Origin of the sequence: Lutibacter sp., from assembly GCF_040883305.1 — a bacterium.
In the GTDB taxonomy this organism is placed as follows: domain Bacteria; phylum Bacteroidota; class Bacteroidia; order Flavobacteriales; family Flavobacteriaceae; genus Lutibacter.
Window position 1 is genome coordinate 1 of sequence record NZ_JBFLKT010000246.1, and the last position, 6,973, is coordinate 6,973.

A 6,973-nucleotide genomic window follows, 5' to 3' on the forward strand; every position below is an offset into this window, starting at 1 on the left:
ACCATTAAATCTGGAGAAAATTTTAGTGAAATTTTAGACAGACACCATATCGCATATCCTAAAGTTTTAGAAATTGTAAATAAAATTAAAGATACCTTTAACGTTCGAAGAATAAAAAGTGGTATTCCTTACACTATTTTAGCAAAAAACGATTCTACCGAACAAGCGCAAGTTTTTATTTACAAACATTCCAGAGTTAGATATACTGTTATTGATTTTAAAGATTCAATTCCAACTGCATACAATGGTAGAAAACCAATAAGAACCGAATTAAAAACTGCATCTGGTATTATTGAAAGCTCATTATCTGAAGCTGTTGAAGAACAAGGGTTAAGCTCTTACTTGACTTTTAAAATGGCAGATGATATTTATGCGTGGACAATCGATTTTTCCAGACTTCAAAAAGGAGATAAATTTAAATTAATTTATGAGCAATTATATATAAATGATACAATTCCTGTAGGGATTGGAGAAATAAAAGCCTCTTATTTTGAACATGGCGGTAAACCTTTTTATGCATTTAAATTTGTAGCAGATTCAACACTTAACATTTCCGATTATTTTGACGACCAAGCAACTAATTTACGTCGTCAATTTCTAAAAATGCCGATAAAATTTGGAAGACTTTCATCTCGCTATAATTTAAGAAGAAGAATTGCATTGTACGGAAATAAAATTAGGGCACACAAAGGAACAGATTTTGCGGCAGCAATTGGAACGGAAATTATGGCAACAGCTAATGGAATTGTTACAGAATCTCGCAGAAAAGGAGGTAACGGTAACTATGTAAAAATTCGTCATAATAGCACATATAGTACGCAATATTTACATATGAGTAGAAGAAATGTTAAAGTGGGTGACGTTGTAAAGCAAGGAGATATTATTGGATTTATTGGTATGACAGGGAACACATCTGGACCGCATGTTTGTTACCGTTTTTGGAAAAATGGAGTTCAAGTAGATCCATTAAAACAAAAACTGCCCGCAGCAGAGCCTATGAAAGAAGCTGTTAAACCAACGTATTTTAATTTTATAAAACCTATTAAGGAACAATTGGATGTCATAGAATATTCAACAATAATTAACGAAATAAGTATTCCTGAAGCGGAATTAAACTCATAAAATAAAATGATGATGAAAAACGTAAACCCAACTGAAACCAACGCTTGGCAAAAACTTACCAACCATTATTCTACAGGAAAGAACCTTCATTTAAAATCGTTATTTAATGCGGATAAAACTAGAAAGGAAAAATTTACAATCAATTTTGATGAGTTCGATTTTGACTTTTCTAAAAACAGAATAACAGAAGAAACTATAGAGTATCTTTTAGAATTGGCAAATGAAGTTGATTTAAAAAGCGCCATGGATGCTTATTTTTCGGGAGAAAAAATAAATAAAACTGAGAAAAGAGCCGTATTACACACAGCACTTAGAAATCAATCTGACGATGAAATTTTTGTTGATGGAAAAAATGTAATGCCAGAAATAAAAGAGACCTTAAACAAAATGGAATCTTTTACAAACAAAGTTGTTTCTGGAGATTGGAAAGGTTTTACAAACAAGTCTATTACCGATGTTGTTAATATTGGTATTGGTGGATCCGATTTGGGTCCTGATATGGTTGTTGAATCTTTAAAATATTATAAAAATCATTTAAATGTTCATTTTGTTTCAAATATAGATGGAGACCATGTTCAGGAAGTTATCAAAAATTTAAATCCTGAAACTACCTTATTTGTAATTGTATCAAAAACATTTACCACGCAAGAAACATTAACAAACGCTACCACAATAAAAAAATGGTTTTTGCAAACTGCTGAAGAAAAAGATGTTGCAAAACATTTTGTAGCTGTTTCAACAAATTTAAAAACAGTTAGTGAATTTGGAATCGATAGCGATAACATTTTTACAATGTGGGACTGGGTTGGTGGTCGTTTTTCATTATGGAGTACTGTTGGATTAACAATTAGTTTGGCTATTGGATTTAAAAATTTTAAAGATTTATTAATTGGAGCTTTTGGAATGGACCAACATTTTAAAAACGCGCCTTTTGAAAAAAACGCACCTGTTATTGCGAGTTTAATTGGTATTTGGTACACGAACTTTTTCAAAAGTGAAAGCGAGGTTATTTTACCATATTCGCAATACTTAAGTAAGTTAGCTCCATATCTACAACAAGCAATTATGGAAAGTAATGGTAAAAGTGTAGATAGAAACGGAAATCCTGTTAATTATCAAACAGGAAATGTAATTTGGGGAAGCCCAGGTACAAATTCGCAACATGCATTTATGCAGTTATTGCACCAAGGTACTAAATTAATTCCTGCTGATTTTATTGGTTTTAAAGAGTCGTTGTATGGTAACACAGAACATCATACAAAATTAATGGCTAATTTTTATGGTCAAACGCAGGCTTTAGCTGAAGGAAAAACAAAAGAAGAAGTTCATTTAGACCTAAAAACACAAGGTAAAATAGATGAGATAGAAACCCTACTTCCTTTTAAAATATTTGAAGGCAACAAGCCAAGTACTGCTATTCTAATAGAAAAATTAACTCCTAAAACTTTGGGAGGTTTAATTGCTTTTTACGAGTGTAAAATATTTATTCAAGGTATTATTTGGAATATCTTTAGTTTTGATCAATTTGGAGTAGAATTAGGTAAAGAATTAGCGCATAAGAACCTGCTAAAAAATCAATAAAAGATAGAAAGGAATAAATAATTTACAACCTTCTTAATTTTAAAATTAATATCGAGAATAGCAATTTAAAAACAACAGCTATTCTCGATTTGTTTTTTACAAGAACACAGAATTACTTAATCTTTGAAAACCTCAAAATTTCTATTTTTAGTATCTAAAATTGCTGAAAATGTAGGTTAAAACTTTTCTTAATAGAGTTAAATTTTAAACTGAGAAGGCAACAGCTAAACTAAATCCTTTCAAATAAAAATTAAAGTATAATTAAAACATAAAGTTTTTAACAAACTCTTAAGGTTTATTAACATTTGATCATTTTCACTTGCCTGATTATCAATAAAATCTTGTATTTTTTGTATATTTATTCTTCTTAATTATTTGTTAAAATTTAACAATTAATTAAAGGTAGAATCAACAAAAATTTGCACTTTTGCAAGACATTTAATTCAAATTAAAATTTAAACATGAGAAAATTTAAACATTTATTAATGGTAGCAGTACTATGTACTTCTGCTACTATTTTTGCTCAAACAAAACTTACTGGAAAAGTAGTTGACGAAACTAGTCAGCCTTTACCTGGAGCTTCTATTGTTGTTAAAGGATCTAGCACAGGAGTTTCTACAGATTTTGATGGAAATTTTACATTAGAAACAGCTATTTCTAATGGTACAATTGAAGTTTCATTTGTTGGATATGAAGCTAAAAATTTAACTTTCAATGGGTCTAAAAACTTTGGATCTATTGCATTAAATCCTTCTGCAGAGTCGTTAGAAGAAATTATTATTACAGCAGTATCTTTTGCTGTAGATAGAAAAACACCAGTAGCCGTTTCTACAATTAAGTCAGAAGCTATAGAAGTGAAATTAGGAACTCAAGAATTTCCTGAAATTTTAAAATCTACACCTGGGGTATATGCTACTAAAGCCGGTGGTGGATATGGAGATTCTAGAATTAATTTAAGAGGATTCGAATCTAACAATATTGCCGTTATGATTAACGGTATTCCTGTAAATGATATGGAAAACGGTAGAGTGTATTGGTCTAACTGGGCAGGTTTATCTGATGTGACAAGTGCTATGCAGGTACAACGTGGTTTAGGAGCTTCTAAAGTAGCTGTACCTTCTATAGGTGGTACTATAAACATTATTTCTAAATCTTATGATGCTGAAATGGGTGGAATCATTAGGTATGGTATTGGAAATGATGGTTACAAAAAATATGGTGTAACACTTTCAACAGGTTTAATGGATAATGACTTTGCTGCAACAGTTTCTGCAGCGAAAATTAATGGTGATGGTTATGTTGATGGAACTCAATTTGATGGTTATAACTATTTCATTAACTTAACTAAAATTATTAATGCCAATCATAAATTAGCTTTTACAGCATTTGGTGCGCAACAAACGCATGGTCAAAGATATAATAACCTTACAATAGCGCAAAACAGGGCTACTGAACAAGGCGGTAAAAGATTTAATCCTGATTGGGGTTATCGTGATGGGGAAGTAGAACATCTTTCTTATAATTTTTATCACAAACCACAAATGTCCTTAAACCATTATTGGACTATTAACGACAGAACTAATATATCGACTGCATTGTACGCTTCATTTGGAAGTGGTGGAGGAAGAAGAGATGGAGGAAGTAAACTTGGAAGTGATGAATATAGATTAGGTGGGTTTGACCAACCAATTGATTTTGATCGTGTAGTTGAGGAAAATATAGCAAATGGCTTAGCAGGCTCCTCAGATGTTATATTAGCTTCTAAAAACTCTCACAAATGGTATGGTGTTTTATCAACTTTAAAAACCGATTTATCAGAGACTTTAGCACTTACAGCTGGTATTGATGCAAGATACTATGTAGGTAAACATTATTATGAATTAATGGATTTATTAGGTGGTCAATTCTGGCTAAACACATACGGAGGAAACAATGCTGGAGAACCTCTAAAAGTAGGTGATAAACTTAATAAAGACTATGATGGTAAAGTTGTAAGAGGTGGTTTATTTGCTCAATTAGAATATTCTAAAGATAAATTAGCCGGATTTTTATCAACATCTGCTTCTAACGTACAATATAGTAAAGAAGAATATTTAAATTATGCTTCAGGTGCAGAAAAATCTGAAAAAGTTAACTTTTTAGAATACGGAATAAAAGGTGGTGCCAATTACAATCTTGACGACACCAACAATGTATTTGCAAATGTTGGGTATTTCACTAAAGCTCCTTTTTTAACTGATTTTGTATTTACAAGCGACCAATCAGTCGAAGTAAATGAAAATGCTGAAAACGAAAAAGTTTTTAGTGCTGAAATTGGTTATGGTTACAGAAGTTCTAACTTTTCTGCAAATGTTAATATTTATAATACATCTTGGCTAGATAAATCTAAAGTACTTAGTTATAGAAACCCGGACCAAAATGCAACTAGTGACTTCTTATACGGAAGTTTATCAGGTCTAGATGCCTTACATCAAGGTGTTGAAGTAGATTTCAGATATAATGCAAACGATAAATTAACTCTTACAGGTATGGCTTCTCTTGGTAATTGGAATTGGAAAAGTGATGGGTATGGAGTTGTTAGAGATGAAGGAGGAAACTTATTAACTGAAGAAACAGTTTATGCTAAAGACTTAAAAGTGTCAGATGCTGCTCAAACTACTTTTGCATTAGGTGCAACTTATAAATTACTACCTTCTACTTCGATTTCTTTAGATTACAATTATGCAGGTGATATTTATGCTAAATTTTATGTAAATAGAAGAACTAGTAATACGGCAGATAACTTCAGACAAGATCCTTGGAAAATGCCATCTTATAACTTATTTGACTTTGGCATAACACATAAATTCCAAATTGGTGATTTCGATGCTAGATTAACAGGGAATATCAACAATTTATTTAATGTAGAATACGTTTCTGATGCATTTGAAGGTAGTACAGGCACTTATACTGATGCCAATGTATACTACGGTTATGGAAGAACATACAGTGTTGGAATTAAAGTTAATTTTTAAAAATATAGAATTATGAAAAAAATATTTTATTTTATACTGGTTTTAGGCTTAGTTTTTACTGCCTGTGAACCTATGAACGATATCTATGATGATTTAGACGGTCAACAGGCTGCTGATCCTAGAGAAGAAGTTGGTACGGATGAATACACATTAACAGATGATGACTATGATGCTTTGGATTTAAATTTTGGAAGCTTTAACTCAGAAAGTGATGCAAAAACAATGATTCCAGGCTTATTATCTAGCATCCCAAAATATGAGTTTTGGGTAAAAAATTCATCTGTTTTAGTAAGCTACCAACTTTATATTGGAAGAGCTTTCGGTTTAAAAGATTACAGTTTAGAATTATCAGATTATGCTTTAAGCGGAAGTGATTTATTAGGTTTTCAATCTGATGTAACACCTAAAGATTATTTAGCAGACATTATTGCTAACAAATACAGCTCGGCATCTGAAGGTGATTATGTAACAGCATCTTATTACCAATATACAGGAAGTGCTTATGTTGTTTCACCAACTGTTTCTTTTGAAGAAAACTTTGATTATGGTGCAACTGCTGGAGATTTAACTACAATCTCAGGAGGGGCATGGGTAAATCATTCTGGTGCTTCAAACCAATTAGCTTATAGTACTGAAAGTTTAACAATGGATGGTTACCCTTCTTCAAATATTGGAGGTTCTTTAGTATTATCTAGTTCTGGTTCAGAAGATGTTAATAGTGCATTTTCAACAATAATAACATCTGGAACTGTGTATTCAAGTACCTTAATAAATTTAAGTGATGTAGGGGATGGAACTTATTTTTTCCACCTTATGGAAGAAGATGGAAGCTACAGTTATTCTGCTAGAGTTGGTGCTAAAAGCGATGGTGCAGGAAAAGTGTTATTTGGTATTGGTGCTAGCTCAAGTTCTTTAACTTATGGTTCAACTTCTTTTGATCTAGATACAACCTACTTACTTGTTGCCTCTTATAATGTAGCTACAGGTACATCTAATTTATATGTCTTAACATCAGCTGAAGCTACAGAACCTACTTCACCTGAAACTACAAATACTGGGAATACTGGAAATTCAGCTCATAGAATAGGAATTCGTCAAGGTGGTGGTGGTCCAACTGCTATATTAGATGGTATCCGTGTTGCAAACTCTTGGTCTGCAATTATGAGTAATGAAGATTTAGATGATGAGGTTGTAGGAACAAAAGTATCAAAAGAAGCATTTTACACATATGAAGGTGGTGCTTGGAAAATACCAAC

At 31.9% G+C, this 6,973-nt stretch carries 3 protein-coding genes and 1 pseudogene; all 4 read left to right on the forward strand.

The features are described from left to right. Positions 1 to 1,122 (forward strand): peptidoglycan DD-metalloendopeptidase family protein (locus AB1Z17_RS07765; RefSeq protein WP_368051233.1); only part of this gene is annotated, 1,122 nt, incomplete at its 5' end. 6 nt (positions 1,123 to 1,128) lie between these two features. Beyond that, positions 1,129 to 2,703 carry a glucose-6-phosphate isomerase gene (gene pgi, locus AB1Z17_RS07770; protein ID WP_368051234.1) on the forward strand — a complete coding sequence of 525 codons (1,575 nt, stop codon included), beginning with the start codon at positions 1,129 to 1,131 and terminating at the stop codon, positions 2,701 to 2,703. 461 nt (positions 2,704 to 3,164) lie between these two features. Continuing rightward, complete coding sequence (locus AB1Z17_RS07775) at positions 3,165 to 5,717, forward strand: TonB-dependent receptor (protein WP_368051235.1); 2,553 nt, start codon at positions 3,165 to 3,167, stop codon at positions 5,715 to 5,717. 12 nt (positions 5,718 to 5,729) lie between these two features. Next, positions 5,730 to 6,973 (forward strand): annotated as a pseudogene (locus AB1Z17_RS07780) (hypothetical protein); the annotation flags it as partial.